15 protein-coding genes are annotated in these 18,610 nt (G+C 62.0%); 4 read left to right on the top strand and 11 right to left on the bottom strand.

Annotated elements, in window-relative coordinates; translation table 11 throughout:
• Positions 1 to 150: 150 nt before the first annotated feature.
• From IEV58_RS13515 to IEV58_RS13525, 3 genes are read right to left on the bottom strand one after another with little or no spacing between them, the layout of a single operon-like run.
• Positions 151 to 1,125 carry a Bug family tripartite tricarboxylate transporter substrate binding protein gene (locus tag IEV58_RS13515; RefSeq protein ID WP_188410331.1) on the bottom strand — a complete coding sequence of 325 codons (975 nt, stop codon included), beginning with the start codon at positions 1,123 to 1,125 and terminating at the stop codon, positions 151 to 153.
• Positions 1,126 to 1,155: 30 nt separating this feature from the next.
• The gene (locus tag IEV58_RS13520; protein WP_188410332.1) at positions 1,156 to 2,655 is read right to left on the bottom strand and encodes a tripartite tricarboxylate transporter permease; all 1,500 of its coding nucleotides are present in this window, start codon (positions 2,653 to 2,655) and stop codon (positions 1,156 to 1,158) included.
• On the bottom strand, positions 2,655 to 3,164 hold the full coding sequence (locus IEV58_RS13525) for a tripartite tricarboxylate transporter TctB family protein (RefSeq protein ID WP_188410333.1): 510 nt from the start codon (positions 3,162 to 3,164) through the stop codon (positions 2,655 to 2,657). Before IEV58_RS13525 ends, IEV58_RS13520 begins: the two co-directional genes overlap by 1 nt.
• Before the next feature lie 173 nt (positions 3,165 to 3,337).
• Here IEV58_RS13525 and IEV58_RS13530 point away from each other — a divergent pair, with 173 nt between their 5' ends.
• The 3 genes from IEV58_RS13530 to IEV58_RS13540 all read left to right on the top strand — a co-directional run bounded on the left by IEV58_RS13530 (position 3,338) and on the right by IEV58_RS13540 (position 6,284).
• Positions 3,338 to 4,141, top strand: a complete 804-nt coding sequence (locus tag IEV58_RS13530; protein ID WP_188410334.1) for an IclR family transcriptional regulator — start codon at positions 3,338 to 3,340, stop codon at positions 4,139 to 4,141.
• A 92-nt stretch (positions 4,142 to 4,233) separates the two neighbouring features.
• The gene (locus tag IEV58_RS13535) at positions 4,234 to 5,403 is read left to right on the top strand and encodes a CaiB/BaiF CoA transferase family protein (RefSeq protein ID WP_229729437.1); all 1,170 of its coding nucleotides are present in this window, start codon (positions 4,234 to 4,236) and stop codon (positions 5,401 to 5,403) included.
• Entirely contained in the window at positions 5,400 to 6,284 is an 885-nt protein-coding gene (locus tag IEV58_RS13540) for an SMP-30/gluconolactonase/LRE family protein (protein ID WP_229729438.1), read from the top strand. Before IEV58_RS13535 ends, IEV58_RS13540 begins: the two co-directional genes overlap by 4 nt.
• Positions 6,285 to 6,307: 23 nt before the next feature.
• Here IEV58_RS13540 and IEV58_RS13545 read toward each other — a convergent pair whose 3' ends face one another.
• From IEV58_RS13545 to pxpB, 6 genes are all read right to left on the bottom strand, one after another.
• Entirely contained in the window at positions 6,308 to 8,299 is a 1,992-nt protein-coding gene (locus IEV58_RS13545; protein WP_188410336.1) for a PhoX family protein, read from the bottom strand.
• 152 nt (positions 8,300 to 8,451) lie between these two features.
• Positions 8,452 to 8,709, bottom strand: a complete 258-nt coding sequence (locus IEV58_RS13550; RefSeq protein ID WP_188410337.1) for a DUF2171 domain-containing protein — start codon at positions 8,707 to 8,709, stop codon at positions 8,452 to 8,454.
• A gap of 59 nt (positions 8,710 to 8,768) precedes the next feature.
• Positions 8,769 to 9,350: a DNA-3-methyladenine glycosylase gene (locus IEV58_RS13555; RefSeq protein WP_188410338.1), complete on the bottom strand. Its 582-nt coding sequence runs from the start codon at positions 9,348 to 9,350 to the stop codon at positions 8,769 to 8,771.
• Positions 9,351 to 9,424: 74 nt separating this feature from the next.
• Positions 9,425 to 12,775 (bottom strand): ankyrin repeat domain-containing protein, encoded by a 3,351-nt coding sequence (locus IEV58_RS13560; RefSeq protein WP_188410339.1) that lies wholly within the window; start codon positions 12,773 to 12,775, stop codon positions 9,425 to 9,427.
• 419 nt (positions 12,776 to 13,194) lie between these two features.
• On the bottom strand, positions 13,195 to 14,181 hold the full coding sequence (locus IEV58_RS13565) for a 5-oxoprolinase subunit C family protein (RefSeq protein ID WP_188410340.1): 987 nt from the start codon (positions 14,179 to 14,181) through the stop codon (positions 13,195 to 13,197).
• The gene (pxpB, locus tag IEV58_RS13570) at positions 14,178 to 14,924 is read right to left on the bottom strand and encodes a 5-oxoprolinase subunit PxpB (protein WP_229729439.1); all 747 of its coding nucleotides are present in this window, start codon (positions 14,922 to 14,924) and stop codon (positions 14,178 to 14,180) included. The genes IEV58_RS13565 and pxpB overlap by 4 nt, the downstream gene beginning before the upstream one ends.
• Before the next feature lie 100 nt (positions 14,925 to 15,024).
• On the opposite strand from pxpB, the gene IEV58_RS13575 reads away from it, so the two are divergent.
• Positions 15,025 to 15,807: a LamB/YcsF family protein gene (locus IEV58_RS13575; RefSeq protein WP_188410341.1), complete on the top strand. Its 783-nt coding sequence runs from the start codon at positions 15,025 to 15,027 to the stop codon at positions 15,805 to 15,807.
• Here IEV58_RS13575 and IEV58_RS13580 read toward each other — a convergent pair.
• Positions 15,796 to 16,800 (bottom strand): acetamidase/formamidase family protein, encoded by a 1,005-nt coding sequence (locus IEV58_RS13580; RefSeq protein WP_188410342.1) that lies wholly within the window; start codon positions 16,798 to 16,800, stop codon positions 15,796 to 15,798. The two genes, IEV58_RS13575 and IEV58_RS13580, sit on opposite strands and share 12 nt — an antisense overlap.
• 138 nt (positions 16,801 to 16,938) lie before the next feature.
• The gene (locus tag IEV58_RS13585) at positions 16,939 to 18,414 is read right to left on the bottom strand and encodes a methyl-accepting chemotaxis protein (RefSeq protein WP_188410343.1); all 1,476 of its coding nucleotides are present in this window, start codon (positions 18,412 to 18,414) and stop codon (positions 16,939 to 16,941) included.
• Between the last annotated feature and the right edge of the window lie 196 nt (positions 18,415 to 18,610).

The following is an 18,610-nucleotide window of genomic DNA, read 5'->3' on the forward strand; positions in this document are numbered from 1 at the left end:
GCTAAGGCTTGTGCCGTGAAGGATTGATGAATTCGCCCCTCGTGCAGTTGGCGTCGAACTGCTGGCCCTACGGGGCCGCTACGCCTGCCGATTTCATCGGCAGGCGCGTGCGACGGTGTGCTCCTTTTATACGGCGATCTTGCCGTCGTCTCACTTGAAGGTCAGTCCGGCCTTCTTGACGATTTCGCCATAGGCGGCGCGATCCTCGGAGATGCGCTTGGCGAAGGCTTCGGGGCTGGAGAAGTTCACGACGACGCCCAGACCCTTCAGCCGGTCCTGCACCGCGGGATCAGCCATTGCCGTCTCGGTGGCCTTGCTCAACTTTTCAACCACGCCGGCAGGAAGCCCGGCAGGACCGACAAGGCCGATCCAGGAGTGCAGGGTGAACTGGGGAAAGCCGGATTCCTTCAGCGTGGGAACGTCCGGCAGCTCATGCCAGCGCTGTTCATTGGTGACGGCGAGGATCTTGATCTTGCCGGCCTTGGCCAGCTCCACGATTTCGCCCGCGATCATGAGCGGGACATGACCTGCCGCGAGATCATTCATGGCGGGGCCGCTGCCCCGATAGGGTACGTGAAGAAGGTTGATGTCCGACGCGATCTTGAAGGATTCGCCCGCGAAGTGACCGTAGGTTCCGACGCCCGAGGTGGCAAAGCCGATCTTGCCGGGGTTCTCCTTGGCGAGATCGATCAGTTCCTTGATGTTGTCCGCCTTCACCGAGGTATGCGCGCCGATGAAGGTAAAACCCTCCACGAGGTTGGCGATGGGGGTGAAGTCCTTGACGGAATCATAGGCGAGGTTCTTGTCCACGTTCGGCAGGATCGCGTGGGTGCCCGCCGAATTCAGGAGCAGTGTGTAGCCATCGGGCTTTGCCTTGGCGACATAGTCCGCACCAACACTGCCACCGGCGCCTTCGCGGTTGGATACCACAAAGGGCTGCCCCAACTGCTTTGACAGGCTCTCCGCCAAGACGCGGGCGATGCCGTCAACGCGGCCACCGGGCGCAAAGGGAACGACGATGGTGACCGGCTCGGTGGGATAATCCTGAGCTGCGGCTGAGCCCATCAGTGCGGCGGCCGCAACAATAGTGGCGGCTATTCTTTTCACGCTGTTCGCTATCATCATCTCTATTTCCTCCGGTTATGTATTTTTACGTCAGGCATCGGTTGCTGCCGCGCGCACGCGGCGAAAGGTCGGCAGAAGGAGCAGCGCGACACACAGCAGGCAGGCGATCAGCATGGCGGCGCTGAGCGGGCGCGTTGCGAAGATGGTCACGTCGCCATAGGCCAGAAGCATCGCGCGGCGGAGATTCTCCTCCATCATGGGCCCGAGTATGAAGGCCAGCATCAGCGGTGCCATGGGGCAGTCGAGCTTGACGCAGACGACACCCACCAGTCCGAACAGGGCCAGCAACATGAGATCCGCAAAGCTGTGGCTGATGGAATAAAGGCCGATGCAGCAGCACAAGAGGATGACGGGAAAGAGCACGTCGTAGGGGATCCGCAGGAGGCGAACCCAGAGGCCGACGAGGGGCAGGTTGATCACCAGCAGCATGACATTGCCGATCCACATGCTGGCGATCAGGCCCCAGAACAGATCGGGGCGCTGCGCGGCAAATGACGGGCTCGGGGCGATGCCATGCAGCAGCATGGCACCTGCCATCATGGCCATCACGGCGTTGCTGGGTATGCCGAGCGACAGCATGGGGATGAAAGAGGCCTGTGCCCCGGCATTGTTGGCGGCCTCCGGTCCCGAGACGCCTTCGATGGCCCCTCTTCCGAATCTGTCGGGCGTGCGGGAGATGCGCTTTTCGATGGCATAGGAGGCGAAGGACCCCAGCATGGCGCCGCCGCCGGGCAGTATACCGAGCGCTGCCCCCACGCCGGTGCCGCGGACCGCCGCGGGCCAGGCGGCCTTGAAATCCTGCCGCGTCAGCCAGAGCCTCGAGATCGGAAGCGTCGAGACGGGCCGATCCCGTGACCGGTCCAGGTTCACGATGATCTCCGCTATTCCAAACAGCCCCATGGAAACGGCGACGAAATCGATGCCATCCCTCAGGTCCGGAACCCCAAAGGTGAAGCGGTCGAAGCCCGTGTTGATGTCGGCTCCAACGGTGCCGAGCAGAAGACCCAGGAAGATCATGGCCAGCGCCTTGATCGGAGAGCCCTGCGTGAACACCAGCGCGGAGATCAGGCCGAGGACCATGAGCGAGAAATATTCGGCAGGTCCAAACTGCTGTGCCACCGAGGTGAGGGCCGGCCCGAAAACCGCGATCAGCAGCGTCGCCACGGTGCCAGCGAAAAAAGAGGCCAGCGCGGCCGTCGCCAGAGCCACTCCGGCGCGCCCCTGCTGGGCCATGACATAGCCGTCGAGGCAGGTGACCACGGATGAGGACTCGCCCGGCACCTTCATCAGGATGGCGGTCGTCGAACTGCCGTACAGCGCGCCATAGTAGATGCCGGCCAGCATGATCAGAGCCGAGCTTGTCGGAAGATAAAAGGTCAGCGGCAGCAGCATGGCCATGGTGGCAAGCGGCCCGATGCCGGGCAGGACACCGATGAGGGTGCCCACGAGGGCGCCCGTGAAACAATAGCCGATGTTGGCGGGGCTCACCGCGACGGAAAAGCCGAGGTAGAGGGAGCTGAAGACCTCCATCAGCCTGGCCAGATCGCAAGAGAAAGACTGAGCGCGTAGCCGAACACCAGCGAGCAGGCGGTCGCCAGAGCGAGCGCGATCACCGTCACGCGCGGCCAGTTGACCCGGGGCTGGGCAAAGGCCGCGACAAGGACTGACAGCATGCAGGTTACGAAGAGCCCGAGCGGCTCGATGGCAAAAGCGAAGACCAGGATGGCGCCCAGGATGCAGACGAGCGGCCGCGCGCCCGCGCCTATGGCGTCCCAGCCACCTGCCCGGAAGGACCGGGCCATGAGCAGAAGCCCCAGGATCAGAAGCCCAGACGCGAGAAGACGGGGAAAATAGCCGGGTCCCATGTTGACGGCGGAGCCGGAGGTGTAATCGCGGCTGACGAACAGAGCCGCGGCGGCGATGGCCGCGAACATAAGACCGGCCAGGAAATGAGAACGGCCCTGGATGGCCGGATTCTCGGTGCTCTCATCCGGGATCGGCATCTCACCGATGGATGAACTGATCTTCGCTTGCTCCATGCGAGCCCCTCCCGGATGGAATGACGCATTCAACTTTTCTGTTTTAACCGCATATAAAACACAGTTCAATATATAAAATAGTTGTCGTGAGGTGCCGCCGGCTTGGCGAGGCGGGTTTGACACCTGGGAGACCGCTTGCCTATCAACCGTGTCGCCAGGTGCGAGGAGTGGCCATGACCGATACTCAGCATAAGAATCATGATGCTTATTACGTCCCCGGCCTCCATCGCGGCCTGAGGGTTCTGGAACTCATAGGAGAAGCGGAGCGGCCGCTTACCATCAGCCAGGTCGCAGCGCTGCTTAAGATCAGCCGATCGTCCGCCTTCCGGCTGCTCTACACTCTCCGTCACATGGGCTTTCTGAAAACCGGGCAGGACGAAAAGGCCTTCGAGCTCGGACCGCGCATCCTCAATCTTGGGTTCGCCTATCTCAACCGGCAGGACATCGTGCGGCTGGCGCGGCCGCATCTTGAGCGCCTGAGGGATGAAACCGGTGTCTCAAGTCATCTCGCGATCCGCGATGAACGCGATATCCTCTACCTGGACTGCATTCTCTCACGCACCGCCTTCGTCACCAACATATCCATCGGCACGCGTTCACCGGCCCACGCGACAGCGCTTGGCTGGCTTCTCCTTGGCTCGCTCGATGATGCGGGGATCACGGAACTCTATGCGGGCAAGGCCATGCCTGCGCGGACAGCGCACACGCCGATAACGCCCAGGGCTCTGGTCGATAAGGTTCGCGCAGCCGCAGAGGCCGGCTATGTCGTCTCGCGCGGCTTCTCCCAGCCCGGCGGGTCTTCCGTCAACGCGCCTGTCCGGGATTATACCGGCTCCGTGGTGGCGGCGATCGATGTATCGGGTCCGGATATCGCCTTTGATTTTGAGCGCCTGGAGCAGTTCTACATTCCGGCGGTCATGGAGACGGCGCGAGCGATATCATCGGACATCGGCCATCAGGCTTCGAGGCCCATCTAGGCGCATTCGAACCAGTTGCGGACATCAAAGAGTTTAATATATAAAATCGATGATCGTGGATTGAACAAATAGCGCGGATGGGACGTACGCAGGTGGCAAAACCATTCGCAGGCATCAGAGTTCTCGACCTCACCCATGTTTTGGCAGGTCCCTTTTGTGCCTGGCAGTTCGCGCTGCTCGGTGCGGACGTTATCAAGATCGAAAATCCGGCGGATCCCGACTGCGCCCGAGCACGGGGGCCGGATGCCACCCAGAACACGCAGCTTAATGGCCTGACCTACCAGGTCCAGGGCACGAACAAACGCGCCATCGCGCTGGATTTGAAGAAGTCCGAGGGGCTCAAAGTCCTGCTCGACCTCGTCCGCACCGCCGATGTCCTGATCGAAAACTACCGCCCCGGCGCTCTCCTCGCGCTCGGAGCGGGTTACCATCACCTCGCGGCGGTCAATCCCTCGCTGATCTATTGCTCCATCAGCGGTTTCGGCGAGGAGGGTCCTCGCGCGGGCCTGCATGCCTATGACAACACGATCCAGGCGGCCAGCGGGATCATCAGTCAATCCGGCGGTCATAAGCCCGGCGTCTCCTTCGTCGACTACGCGACGGGGTACAGCGCCGCGTTTGCCGTCAGCGCGGCTCTGTTGCGGCGGGAGAAGGAGGGCAAGGGTGTTCACATCACCTGCTCGATGTTCGAGACGGCCCTGATGCTGATGGCGCCAGAACTGGCTGCCAGCCTCACGCCCTCTGACGCCGCTCCCGGCAAGGAAGCCGGATTGCTGCCGTACCAAACTCAGGACGGCATCCTCATGCTGGGCGCCTTCACTCCCGAGCAGAACCACCGGATGTGGCAGCTCCTCGCAGAGCAGGGTTTCGATGTCGGGACGTTCGGTCAGTGCAAGACCTTCGCCGAGATGTGGAGTTGCGCCCCGGCCATGCGCGCGGCGCTGTCCGATATCATGGCAACGAAGACCGCCGCGGAATGGCAGGAGCTCCTGCATGCGCGAGGGATCGCCGCGGAGCGTGTTCGAAGCCTTCGGGAGGCTGCGGCCGACCCCCAGCTCGCGGCGCGCGGGTTCTTTCACAGCGAAGCCGGTGGAGCGGCAGGTGCTTTGTTTCCGACGACGCCCTGTCGCTGGTCCGAAGATGGCCCCTCCATAGAGGCACATGCTCCCGCGGTCGGCGAACATACGGATCTTCTTCTGAGCGAACTGGGGGTTGAAGCGGATGCCATCGTGCGGCTGCGGACGGCGGGAGCCGTGGCGTGATCGTCCGGCCGCCGATCCTGACCGCCGAATGCCTCACTCAGTTGCCGGCCGATCTGCATTATCGCGGAGAGCCCAACGCCTGGGTCCGCATGACCCGGCCGGGCCAGCGGCTTCATTCCTTCCTGGAAGGCATGTGCTTCGATGCGTCAGGCCAGCTGTGGCTGGTGGATGTGCCCTACGGGCGCATCTTCCGGATCTCAGCCGATGGTGCCTGGACCCTTGCGCACGGCTATGACGGCGAACCCCATTCTCTGAAGCCGATGCGCGACGGCTGTTTCGCGCTGGTCGACTATCGCCACGGCCTGCTGCGTTTCGACCCTCGCACTGCATCCCTGTCAACGCTTGCCGGCGGCTTCGATGGGCAGCCATTCCTTGGCCTGTCGGACCTTACGGTGGCGGCGAACGGCGATGTCTGGTTCACCGATTCCGGCCGCACGAGCCTCACCGATCCCACGGGCCGCGTCTTTCGCTATCGGGCCGGAAGCGGCCTGTCGCTGGTGCTTGCAAACGTGCCTTATCCGAACGGCATCGCGCTTTCGCCGGATCAGGGCTTCGTCTATGTGGCGGCGACGCGGGCCAATGCCGTATGGCGCCTCTCGGCGGATGTGCCCGCCACCGGCTTTCCGATGGCCGGCACCTATGTTCAGCTGTCCGGCGGGCTCGGACCGGACGGCTTGGCCACCAATGGCCACGGCCATCTCGCCGTCGCCCACGCGCAAGCGGGACGGGCCTTCCTGTTCGACCAGAGGGGCGATCCGCTGGCCGAGATCCGCGTTCCCGACGGCACCTGGGTCACCAGCGTCGCTTTCAGTGCCGCAGGTGACCGCCTTTACATCGTAGAGGCGCAGAGGGGCCGGATATGGCAGGCTGATCTCCCCTAAGGCGGGGACCCGCGCCTCAAGCATCACACGGCGATCTTGCCGCCGCCGCGCTTGGTGATCATCACCACGGACGGCCGGGTCGGCATGTCGTCGCGGAAGTCCGGCCAGCGGGTCGAGAGGTCCTCATAATAGGACGGACGGCCGTGGCCCTCCCAATCCTCGCCGCCGTCGGCCGGATGCTGCACGGCGACGAAGGCGGTTTCGTCATCGGGGGTGAAGAGGGGGCCGCACATTTCGGCGCCCACCGGCACGCGGTAGAACAGCTTTGAGGTGGCGCGCGCCTCGCCCTCGGTGTCCACCGCCCAGAGCCCGTCGGTGCGCCCGGTCGCCTTATTGTTGTTGCCGTCGGTGGAGACCCAAAGCCGGCCGGCGGCATCCACGGCGCAGTTGTCGGGCATGCCGAACCAGCCGTTCCTGGTGGTTTCCGTGGAGAAAGTGGCGCCCACCTCGGCGATGGAGGGATCGCCGCATTTCAGCAGCACCTCCCAGGTGCCCGTCGTGGAGGCGAAGTTGCCGCCCGCCTCGGTGATCTCGATGATGTGGCCGAAGGCGTTCTCCGCCCGCGGATTGGCGGCGTCGATCTGGTCTTCCTTGCGTTTGGTGTTGTTGGTCAGCATCACATAGACTTTGCCGTTGACCCCATTGGGCTGGATGTCTTCGGGACGGTCCATCTTTGTCGCGCCGAGAAGATCGGCGGCGCGACGGGTCTCGATCAGGATATCGGCCTGGCTGGCGAAGCCGTTCTCGGCCGTGAGCACCCCCTGGCCGAAGACGAGCGGCATCCAGGTGAGCGTGCCGTCCTCGCCGAACTTCGCCACGTAGAGCGTGCCCTCGTCGAGGAGGTCCATGTTGGCGGCGCGGTTGTCGGGATCGAAGGTGCGTGCGGTGACGAATTTATAGACATAGTCGAAACGTTCGTCGTCGCCGAGATAGAAGACCACCCGACCATCGGCCGCGACGATGGATTCGGCGCCCTCATGCTTGGTGCGGCCAAGCGCGGTGCGCTTCTTCGGCGTGGAATCCGGGTCCTGCACGTCGACCTCGACGATCCAGCCGAAGCGGTTGGCCTCGTTCGGCTCCTTCGCCAGATCAAACCGGTCGTAGAAGTTCGCCCATTCGTAGGCGCCTTCAGGAATGCCGAGACGCTCATAGTTCTGCGTCTCACGGTGACCCTCCGGCAGCTTTCCGCTGAAGTAGCCGTGGATGTTCTCTTCCGCCATGACATAGGTGCCCCAGGGGGTGACGCCACCAGCACAGTTGTTGATGGTGCCGAGGACCTTGCGCCCCGTGGGATCGGCACTGGTCTTGAGGCGGTCGTGTCCGGCGGCGGGGCCGGAGAGCGCCATTTCAGTGGTGGCGGTGATGCGGCGATTGAACTTGCCCTCCAGCACCGGCCGCCATTTGCCACCCACTTTCTCAATCTCGACGACGGTGCCGCCATGGGCGGCAAGTTCCACATCCACCTGCTCCCTCGTCAGCGGCTTCTGCTTCAGCTTGCCGTCGACCGCCTCGACGAGGCCCGGGAACATGAGGTGCGGATTGGTGTATTCGTGATTGACCACGAGCAGGCCACGGGTCTCGGATCCCTCAAGCGGGATGAAGCCGACATAGTCGCTGTTGTAGCCGAACTGCCGCGCCTGGGACTCGGCCGACTGATTGCGCGGGTCAAACTCGGGCGCATCGGGGAAGAGCTTGTCGCCCCAGCGCAGCAGGATGTCGGCATCATAGCCCTCGGCAACATGATGGTTGGCGTCGACGCCGGCCTCGACTTCGGTGAAGGAGAAGGCAGATTTCGACGCGGCCTGCGCCTTTTCCGCCGTCAGCAGGGCGAGCGGGCTGACCGTGGCGGTGATGGCGGAAACGGCGAGCGAGCCCTGCAGGAAGCCGCGGCGTGAGAAGCGCCGGCTGATGACCTCGCCCATGGTCGGGTTTTCAGTTGGGTTCAGGGGAGCGGCATCTGCCTCTTCCAGCTGGCTCGTCTTGAAAAGGCTCTGCTGGGTGACGTGCTCGTTCATGGGGACCATCCTGATCTCGATCTTGGGCGCCCGCTGTTTAGAGCGCTTTTAATCTGTAGGAAGCCGCCGTGACGGTTGCATGACAAACCGATCACGGAAAAGCCGCTTCGGCAGCGCCGAGGCGGCTCCCCCTGTTCGGAAGCTGAAGAGGCTTAGACAGATTTGCCGGATTCTTCTTCCTCGAAGGTCACGGCGACATCGCCATTGGCGGAAAGACGGACCTTGTCGCCTTCCACATCGCTGACCAGCGACAGGTCGATAAAGTGGTGGTGACCCTTATGGGAGCCCATGCCGCTGTCCTGTTTGGTGAGCTTGATGCGGTTGCCCTCGACCCGGTCGACGGTGCCGACATGGGCGCCATCGGCACCCACGACGTCCATATGTTCCTTGATGGCTGCTGCGTTGCCCATGTTCGTTCTCCGTTGTGAATGAGATCAGAACGTCGGGCCGGCCACTTCGTTTCAGGACATCAGCCTGCCGATGCGGTTGCGGGAAATGGACGGCTGAGAAAGCGCGAGCCGGCAAGGCCGAAGCGCCATGGCTTCTCCATGGCCTGGCTGATGCCGATGCGCGGGCCCGTCACCACAGCCACGTCAGCGTTGCCGCACGACAGATGGAACGGGGCGCGATCAAGCGGCAGCCTGTCCTGCGCGCGGGTCAAGGCGAGCGCCTGGCACAGACGTCCCGGCCCGGCGCAGAGCTTGCGGATGTCGCTGGTGCCGCGCCGGGCGCACATGACCTCGATGCCGTCGGTCGGCTCCAGCGCCCGGATCAGGACCGCGCTGCCCGGATCCTCGCCGCAGACGATGTTGAAGCACCAATGCACGCCGTAGGAGAGATAGACATAGGCATGGCCTGATGGACCGAACATGGCGGCATTGCGCGGCGTCGGGCCGCGGAAGCTGTGCGAGGCAGGATCTTCATGGTGGTAGGCCTCCGTCTCCACGATCCTGCCGCCGACGCCCGACAGCGTGAGGGTCGCGCCGAGAAGGTCGCGCGCGACGGTGACGACGTCGCGGTGAAAGAAGGACGGATTGAGAACTGAGGTCATTCCGATCTTAACGCGTTGCTGTCTGTTCTGATCCGCAACTCTCTGGTAAAGTTCGGAGATGCCCGGCTGGGCTCTCAGCCTTGGTAGCCTCCTCCGACGGTGCCCCCGCGACCGGGCACCCAGGTGCGGTTCAGCCGATCATCCATCCAGGCTCTCCAATCGACAGCATCGAAGATGCTCTTATCCTTGCGCACTCCCCGCTTGTCTTTCATCTTGAACAGATACTGCGCCAGGAAGTCGAGTTTTTCTTCCCAATCGCCCTGTAGAAAGCCGCGGTCTGCCCAATTCTTGAATTTTTCATGCTGCTCTTCGACGGCGTCCTCACCCTGAAGGGTTATGACGATCGCAAGGATGGGCAGGAGCAGAAAACCTGCCGCGCCACCGATAGCAGCCCCGACTGTGAGGGCTGCCGCGGAACCGGCGGCGATGCCGATCACCGAGGCTGCGCCGGCCAACAGACTCAGCCCTCCGAGCGCAACTTCAAGAGCGCCCGCCGCCACGGCCTTCTCGCTTCCTCTATCGAGCCCATCCTTGATGCCGAAAGCGCCAAAGACTATGGGGATGATGTTGAGCGCCTGAAGGGCGGTCGCGCCGATGATGCGTGATGCCGATCCTGCAATACGCGCAGCCGGAGGCGTCTCCCGGGCCGCCGAGGGATCTGCCCTGAATAGTGGGTGCTGGTCCAGCATATCATCAATGTGCTCTGTGAACTTTGATGATCCGGCTGACGGAGGCTTATAACTGCTGGGTATTTTCCAGATCTTGTCGAATTTATTCGGCTTCGGGTCCGGCTTATTCAGCGGGTTCGATTTACTCACCGGGTCTGGCATATTCATTTGCAAAACGGAAGTCAGGCCTGAGCCCAGAACGCTTGGTTCTCCGCTGATGGTGAGATAAGTGCCAAAATCGATGACCGTGACGATATCCTCAAAACTGTTCCCTGTGCGGAACTTGCCTTCTGTCAGCTTGTCGACCCCCGCTGTCAGCCTGATCAGTCCCACCATCCGCTCAAGAACACCGGCACCATCCAGACTGAGTAGGAGTTCCTTTATCTGTGCGGCCGATGAGGGGGCCGCCGAGAGGCTTTCGATCGCCTCCGCGATCTTTTCGTCTCCATTCTCGCCGTCGTAACCGTTCCTGATGAGGTGTATCAGAGCTTTGACGAGATCATCCGCCATAGTGCCATCGTTCAACACCTTGTTGAGGCGATCGATCAGATCGGCTTCAGGACTTCCTGGAGCTATGTCGAGATCGGGCATACCCTCGGTGATGAAGGCAAGGACATCCTCTGCTGCCGACGAAAGAGTCTCGCCGCTGATGGAGTCGAAATCCTCGAAGATTTCGTTCAGGCTGAGCTTGAGATCGTTCGCGAGCAGGATTCGAGTGACGTCATCAACAGTTTCGTCGTTGGTGAGGGCCCGCAGAGAGGAAATGGACGATGCGATGTCGGCCTTGGCCTCCTCTTCCTTGCCGGACTTCTTGAGGTCATAGATGTACTTTGCGTATTCAGGGCTTGTAAGCAGCTCCTTCAGCTTCGTGATGTAGCTGTCCTTGTTGGTGACCTCCGAGACCGCCTCGGAGACAAAAACGGCATGGTCTTCCGCAATGTCGGCGGTACCGAGAAGCCTTGAGACTTCCTTGTTGATCTTTGAGATATCGAAGATATCGGCGGCATCGTCTCCGAAAATTCGCGAAGGTTGTCCATAGAAGCGGCTGGAGTTCGCCGTGTCGAGGTAGGTCATGATGTCAAGACCATTCTGAGCAGCGCTCAAGGCCTCGATGGCATGCACCAGCTTGGCGCGGTCGTCGCCGGCATCGATCTCCCCGTCGTCGAGCATTTTCTTGTACTTGTCGTAGAGCTTCTTCATCGAAAGGGCGGAAACGGTCATGTAGTTGCCGTCCTCATCCTTTGTCCTGGTCGAAGCCATGAAGATGTCGGTTTCCCCTAGAGGAGGCAAACCCGCTGCTGCGCGAAGCCCAGGATCCTGCCAAGCGGGGTCGTTCCGGCCCTTCTGTATGCCATTGGGAGTCTGGCCATTCCCGGCCTCGACGTCGCTCTTGCCGCCTTGGCTGACCAGGTAATCGTAAACGTGCTTGTTGCCCTTTTCGGCGGCAAAATGCAGGGCCGTGCGGCCCTCCGAATCCTGCCGGTTGATGTAATTGGCCCGGCCGTTGCCGGCAGTGTGGACCCTCTCGACGAGAGCGCGCACAACGTCCAGCTGGCCTTTGCTCGCCGCATGAGACAGCAGGCTCATGCCGTTCTCGAACTCGGCGCGCACATCGACGGCATTGCTGTCGATGAGTGCGATCGCTCTCGACCAGTCGCCGCCACGGAAAGCCTGGCGCGTCTGCGCCAAGGCTTGCTCGGCGATAAACTTCGCGATGTCGTTGAATTTCTGCCAGCCCTCGGGCCTGTCCTTGGACCGCCAGTTCGGCGCTGTCAGGAAGAAATCATATATAGTGAAATTGCCGACCTTGGCGGTCGCAAGGTCGATCTGCCCGCTTTCGATCTGCGCCTTCAGGATCTCTTTAGGGTCGTCGAATTGTCCCAGTTCATCGAGCGGGATCTCAATCCTTCCGATATCTACGCCCAGCCGGTCCCGCTCCTTAATGAGCAGGTTCGCCCTTTCCCAATCGCCGGCCTCGATCGCCTTCTCAAGCACCGAGCGAGCCAGATCGGCCGCTTCCTTCATAAGCCGTTCAAAGAACGGGACCGGGGGGTAGCGGGTGCCATCAGGCGCATGACGCTCCTTGCCGAAGTGCGAGAAAGCCTCATAGAGAGTGAAGTGGGTGTCAAGCAGGTCCTCCCATAGCTTCTCCGGGTGCTTCTCCACGATGGCTCGGAACAATTCAACAGCCTTGTCGACGTCCCTGAAATAGCGGAGGTCTTGAAGCGAGAAATCGTCCTCGGCGAGGACATTGACGTCGGCGCCAGCGTCGATCAGGTCATTGAATGTGGTCCAGTAGTTCTGCGCACTCCTGTCGGAGCCATACTTCCTCAGTTGTTCCGTTGCGCCGGTGGCCAGAGCAGCACTCACGGAGTCGGCATCGGTGTTGGCCTGTCGCGCTAGATCGAAAGCCGTCTTTCCGCTTCTGTCCTTTATAGTGACGTCAGCGCCAGCTTTGAGCAATTTCTGGATGATCGTGACAGGATTGGACGTGGCCTCAGCCGCATAATGCAATGCAGTTTTTCCGGTCTCAGGATCGACAGCATTGATGTCAAATGTCGCCCCGCTTTCGAGAATGTCCTCGACGGCAGACAGATCGCCGCTTGCGGCGGCGGTCCGTAGAGCCTGCTCTAGGGATGAGGAGCCGCCATGGCCCCTCCGAACGAATTTCTCAGACAAGAGAATATTATCGAAATGAATATCGTCATCTGGCTCGTGTCTGGAAGCATTTGCCTGATAGGGAAGTGTCTTGATCATGGTTTCCAGTCGGCGCAAAGACAGCGAAAGGCATCTTACGGAGGGGGCGCGCTCGAATACAATAGATCCGAATAAAACTTTCAGAGATACATGTTATTTTTATCTGTATTATTTGTAAAGCATAGAGCGTCTGATTAAGTCGTTGAGTGCATATACGGGCGCCGCAGCAAATTCTCACCATCGCCAGCCGCGCTGATCCGATCGTCCCCGCGCGCTCGCGCACTTCATCGGGCTCGCTCTCCTGCGGCCTGTCTGCGTGCGCAATAAGAACGGACCATGAGGATGAGTGGGAGGAGCAGAACGATACCCACAGTGTTCGGTATGATCGGGCGTCACCTGCCGGGCAGTGCAACTCGGCAGCCCAGCGGCCAATCGTCGGGCGCGTTATGCCGAAGACAAAGCTTCTATGGGCTCGATATCTACGGGCCGATCATCATCCCGGCGGCGCTCGCAGGCGATGGCGGCGCAAGATCGCGCACGGCTGCAAGCCTTGTGTTTCTCGCAGCCACATGCCGCCGCCAGGCGGCCTCGGCCTCCTCGGTAGTGATGGCAACGAAACGGATGGGGGCGCCGGGGCGGCGTTGCACCAGGCGGTAGAGATCGGCGCCGATGATAGTGGCGATCTTTGGATAGCCGCCGGTGGTCTGGCGATCGGCCAGGAGCACCAGCGGCAGGCCGTCTCCCGGGACCTGGATCGAACCGTAGGCGATGCCGTCCGACACGATATCGGCGCCATCGCGATGGGCAAGGCGGGGGCCGTCGAGGCGGCAGGCCATGCGGTCGAATTTGGCGGTCAGCCAATAGGTGCCGGCAAGAAAGGTCGAGATCGCCTCATCGGTGAAACGATCATCCTGCGGGCCCAACACCACCCGGATCGCGCGGGCTTGCGGCGGCTGACGGCCCTGGGTCGCACGCCGGCGCGGGCCTTCTTGCAATGTTCCGAGACGCAGGGGTAGGCGATCTCCGGCTGTCAGCACTCGAGGTATCGGACCGAGCGCGAAGCGGACATGGGTGGAGCGGCTTCCCAGCACTGGCTCCACGGCAAAGCCGGCGCTGATGGCGAGATATCCCCAGGTGGCATCATCGGCGGGCCCGATCTCGACCTCGGCGCCCTCAGGCACGTCGATCGACCGGCCGACTGGAAAGGGAACACCGTTGCAGGAGGCGCGGAAGGTGCCGCCGGCGACGGCAAGCCGCGCCGCTGCGGTGAAGCGAAAGACGCCGGCGAACATGGCGAACTCCAGGCAGGCCTCGCCCGGATCGTTGCCGGCCAGGAGGTTGGCCAGCATCAGGGCTTCAGGGTCCATGGCCCCGGATTCCGGGATGCCTTGGTGCATGAGACCGACGCGACCGAGATCCTGCAAGGTGACCATCGGCCCCGGACGAAGGACGAGGAGCTCGCTCATGCGTGAAAGGCCTCTGAGGTAATGCTTCCGCGCTCGATGCCGACCTGGAGGCGTTCGAATTCCGGCTGGCCCACGGGGGTGAAAGCCACGGTATCGCCAGCGGCGAAGAGAAAAGGATCGGCCCGCATGGGGTCGAAAGCCTTTACCGGCGTGCGGCCGAGCAGGTTCCAGCCCGTGGGCAGCGGGACGGAGGCGATGCTCGCCTGCTGCCCGCCGATGGAGATGGTGCCCGCCGGCGCGGAAAGGCGCGGTGCGGGGCGGCGCGGCGTGTGAAGCGCTGGCGGCAGGCCACCCAGATAGGCGTAGCCGGGGGCAAAGCCGATCATGAAAATCCGGTACTCCGCGCCGGAATGCAGGGCGATCACCTCGTCCGTGGTGATGCCGTGCCGCGCGGCGACTTCATCGAGGTCGGGACCATGAGCCCCGCCGTAGACAACGGGGATGCGCCAGCGCTTTCCTGCTCCCGACATATCGACGGTGAGATTGCCGAATGCCCGGAGGATGACGTTTTCGAGGAGGCCGCGGCCAGCAACCAGGGGATCGTAATGAACGAGCAGCGAGCGGTAGGTTGGGAGGAGGTCGATGATACCGACAACCCGCTGCCGTTCGAGCGCGGCGGCCAAGGCGACCACGCGGCGGTTGATGCTGGGATCGATCACATCGGCCAGTTCCGCCACCAGATGCCGATCGCCGGCCGCCCGGAAGCGCACCTCCGGCTTCATCTCCTCGTCTTCGACGATCAAGGCTGCAACTCCCTCGCGACAGTAGATAAACTAGGCTGTACGCTGCTGCTTCCAAACGTTTTTCTGCGCTATAGCAGGCCTCATCCGACCGAGGTGCTCCATGAAAATGATCGATCTCAATTGCGACTGCGGTGAAAGCTGGGGTTCCTATGTGATCGGCAATGATGCGGCCATGCTCGATATCGTCACCTCCGCCAACATCGCCTGCGGGTTTCATGGCGGAGATCCGCTGGTGCTGCACAGGACACTGAGGCTGGCGAAGGAGCGTGGCGTCAATGCCGGTGCCCACCCATCGTTCCTGGATCCCTGGGGTTTCGGACGCCGCCGCATCGAGGTGGACAGCCTGGCTGATCTTGAGAAGATCATCATGTACCAGCTCGCGGCCTTCTGCGGCATGGCAGCGACCCTCGGCGTCAAGGTCTCGCATGTGAAGGCTCACGGCGCGCTTTCCAACATGGCGGCCACGGATTTCGATCTGTCCCTGGCGCTCTGCCGGGGCGTGAAGGCGATCGATCGCGATCTTGTCTTCTTTACCTCGCCCGGTGACGAGACCGAGAAGGCCATTGATGAACTGGGCCTCGCCAAAGCCATCGAGATCTTCGCCGACCGCGCCTATGACGAGAGCGGCGGCCTGATGGCGCGAAAAAGGCCGGGCGCGGTGATCCATGATGCCGACACGGCGGCAAAGCGCATCATCGGCTTTCTGGAGGATCAGGCCATCACCACGGTGGACGGGCGGCGCATCCCAACGCTCATCGACACGATCTGCGTCCACGGCGACAACCCCCATGGGGTCGAGATCGCGAGCAAGCTGCGAAGCGCGCTGGAGCAGGCCGGCTGGACGGTGGCGCCACTTGCTGCCCCAGCGCGGTCAGGCGATTAGCGTCTCGAACGGCTCGTCGCCCGAATTGGTGGGTCGCAGGTAGCGCTTGTCGATCACCATATGGGCGCCACGGTTGCCATTGACGACCTGAGTGACGCGGAGGTCGGCGACCAGGCTGCAAAGGGCGTAGGCGTCGGAACGCGACAGGCCGGTGTTGCGGGTCACCACATCGATCATTTCCTGCGTGGCGATCGCGACGCAGATGTCGAGATCCGGATCGAATGCCATGGTGATGATCGTGTCGGCGGTTTCGGCACGCGGCCAGATCAGCGCGATGTCATTGCGCGCCGTCAATCGGAAGGTGCCTTCAAGGCCGGTTTCGAGGGCGGTTTCGCAGACCTCGCCGTCACCTTGAGCACCATGGCCATCGCCGACGGAGAAGAGGGCGCCATCCACGAAAACGGGGAGATAAAGCGTTGTTCCGGCCGTCAGGAGCCGATTGTCCATATTGCCGCCATTGCGACGCGGCGGCAGCGTGCTGAGACGACCCCATTGAGGGGGAGGGGCCACGGTCATGACGCCGAAGAAGGGCGACAGCGGGATCTCTGTCCCCCAGGGCATGCGGCCGATCATCCTGTCGCGGTCGAGCGCGATATGGCGCACCTCACGGTCCGTGGGTTCATTGGGCAGGATGCCCATCAGCGGCGTGGTGACGGTATAGCCCCAATCGAAGCCGAGGCGGATGTCCTCGATATCGATCTGGAGAACCCCTCCCTTCTCCGCTCCTTCCACGAAGACAGGGCCAGTGCAGATATGTCCCGGCAATTCCTGGCGCACGGAGGCATGGACGGCGTGCAGCGCCTCGGGCACGGTGAAGGGAGCTTCGGGCAGGACATCCTTGCTGCCGGAGAGGGTGGAGATGGTGATGCGGTCGCCGGAGGGAATTGAGATGCGTGGCTTCATGCGGCCGTCGAAATAACCCCAATGGACGGTCTTGGGGCCGGCTTGCAGCACATGCTTGCGCGAATGAATCTTCTTTGAAATCGGGGACATAGGACGACATGACGTGCTGACCTAAGCTTTGTCCAGCACGCTGAGGCCCTCACTGCGGAGAAGGAGTTTTCGCGTTCAGGCAACAGCCCTCCCCGGGCCGCATTTTGTACCGCTTCGGCTTGTGTGCCGGTACGAGCGTCACCGCGCCAAGACGCGGGCCGCGTCGCGGGTGGTGTTGACGGCGGTGGAGACCTGCGACACGGCAGCCGAAATGGACGTGATGTTGCTGGTGATGGCCGCGACCGCGCCGGCGGTGTCCTGCATCTTTGAAGACATGTCGCGGGTGACGGCGCTCTGTTCCTCCATTGCGGTGGCCGTCGTCACCACGCCGTCGCGCATGACGCCGACGGAGGCCTTGATATCCTCCAGCGTAGTGACAACGTCCTTGGAAATCATCTGCAGGCCGGAGATCTCGCCGCTGATCTGGTCGGTTGCCTTGGCCGCCTGATTGGCGAGGTTCTTGACTTCCTGGGCAACCACGGCAAAGCCGCGGCCCGCCTCGCCGGCGCGGGCCGATTCAATGGTGGCATTGAGAGCCAGAAGGTTGATCTGGGCCGCGATGTTCTGGATGAGGCCGACGATACCGCCCATGTTGCTCGCCGCATCGGACAGCTTGGTCGTGTAGTCGCCGACAACGGTGACCTGGTCGAAGGCGCTGTCGGTGGCTTCACGGGATTTTGCCATGCTGGCCGCGATCTCGGATACCGAGGTTGCCAGTTCCTCCGAGGCGGCCGCGACCGCCTGCATGTTGTCGGTGGTGGAGGTTGCCATGTCCATGGCCTCTCCTGATTCCGAGGCAGAACGCGTGACCGCCTCGTCGATCTCGCCGAAATTCTGGTCGATCATCACACGTAGGTTTGCCAGGAGCTGGACTTGCTGGGTGATGTCGGTGGCGAATTTCACCACTTTGTAAGGCTTGCCCGACGAATCGAGGATCGGGTTGTAGGAGGCCTCGATCCAGATCTCGCGTCCCTCCCTGCCGAAGCGCTTATACTGCCCCGCCTGATATTCACCCGCGTTCAGGGCTGCCCAGAAATCGGCATATTCCCTGCTGGTCTTGTAAGCCGGATCGACGAAGATCGAATGATGCTGGCCCTTGATGTCATCAAGCGCGTAGCCCACCGCATTGAGGAAATTGTCATTGGCATCAAGAATAGTGCCGTCAAGGTCGAATTCGATCACGGCCTGCGCCTTGCGAATGGCGGCGATCTGGCCGGCGCGATCGGCGTCTTCATGCTTCTGGCGCGTGATATCGGTTGCGAATTTGACGATCTTGTAAGGCTTGCCGTCGCGTCCAAGAATAGGGTTATAAGACGCCTCGATCCAGACTTCGCGGCCGTCCTTGGCTATCCGTTTGAACTGCCCCGCCTGAAAGTCACCGCGGCGCAACCGCTCCCAGAACTGCTTGTAATCAGGATTGTTCTTGTAATCATCATCGACAAACATGCTGTGATGTTTGCCAATGATCTCGCCTTCCTCATACCCGAGCGTCTTAAGGAAGTTCTCGTTGGCAGCCAGAATGTGTCCGCCGAGGTCGAACTCGATGACCGCCTGGACGCGGTCCAGAGCCTTCAATTTCGCGGCGCTTTCCTCATGCGTTGTTGATTTGAACATGATTTCCCACCCCGCCGGTCAACCAAGCTTCACCAGCGGGAGACCGGTACCCAAAGCTCCGTTTGCCGATGGTTGGAATTCTATGCTTCGGATAGTTAATCTTTGGTTGTTCTTGTTATTTCGGCGCGGCTTGAGCGGCGGTAGCGGGCGTTCGCCCGGCGCGGCATCCAGATGAGGTGAGGTCCGCGGATCAGAG

Source organism: Agaricicola taiwanensis (genome assembly GCF_014635245.1).
Classification (GTDB): domain Bacteria; phylum Pseudomonadota; class Alphaproteobacteria; order Rhizobiales; family Methylopilaceae; genus Agaricicola; species Agaricicola taiwanensis.

Excerpts from the sequence above, each read along its gene's own strand:
- IEV58_RS13515 (WP_188410331.1), bottom strand. The coding sequence starts at position 1,125 with ATGATGATAGCGAACAGCGTGAAAAGAATAGCCGCCACTATTGTTGCG.
- IEV58_RS13520 (WP_188410332.1), bottom strand. The coding sequence starts at position 2,655 with ATGGAGGTCTTCAGCTCCCTCTACCTCGGCTTTTCCGTCGCGGTGAGC.
- IEV58_RS13525 (WP_188410333.1), bottom strand. The coding sequence starts at position 3,164 with ATGGAGCAAGCGAAGATCAGTTCATCCATCGGTGAGATGCCGATCCCG.
- IEV58_RS13530 (WP_188410334.1), top strand. The coding sequence starts at position 3,338 with ATGACCGATACTCAGCATAAGAATCATGATGCTTATTACGTCCCCGGC.
- IEV58_RS13545 (WP_188410336.1), bottom strand. The coding sequence starts at position 8,299 with ATGAACGAGCACGTCACCCAGCAGAGCCTTTTCAAGACGAGCCAGCTG.
- IEV58_RS13550 (WP_188410337.1), bottom strand. The coding sequence starts at position 8,709 with ATGGGCAACGCAGCAGCCATCAAGGAACATATGGACGTCGTGGGTGCC.
- IEV58_RS13555 (WP_188410338.1), bottom strand. The coding sequence starts at position 9,350 with ATGACCTCAGTTCTCAATCCGTCCTTCTTTCACCGCGACGTCGTCACC.
- IEV58_RS13560 (WP_188410339.1), bottom strand. The coding sequence starts at position 12,775 with ATGATCAAGACACTTCCCTATCAGGCAAATGCTTCCAGACACGAGCCA.
- IEV58_RS13565 (WP_188410340.1), bottom strand. The coding sequence starts at position 14,181 with ATGAGCGAGCTCCTCGTCCTTCGTCCGGGGCCGATGGTCACCTTGCAG.
- IEV58_RS13575 (WP_188410341.1), top strand. The coding sequence starts at position 15,025 with ATGAAAATGATCGATCTCAATTGCGACTGCGGTGAAAGCTGGGGTTCC.
- IEV58_RS13580 (WP_188410342.1), bottom strand. The coding sequence starts at position 16,800 with ATGTCCCCGATTTCAAAGAAGATTCATTCGCGCAAGCATGTGCTGCAA.
- IEV58_RS13585 (WP_188410343.1), bottom strand. The coding sequence starts at position 18,414 with ATGTTCAAATCAACAACGCATGAGGAAAGCGCCGCGAAATTGAAGGCT.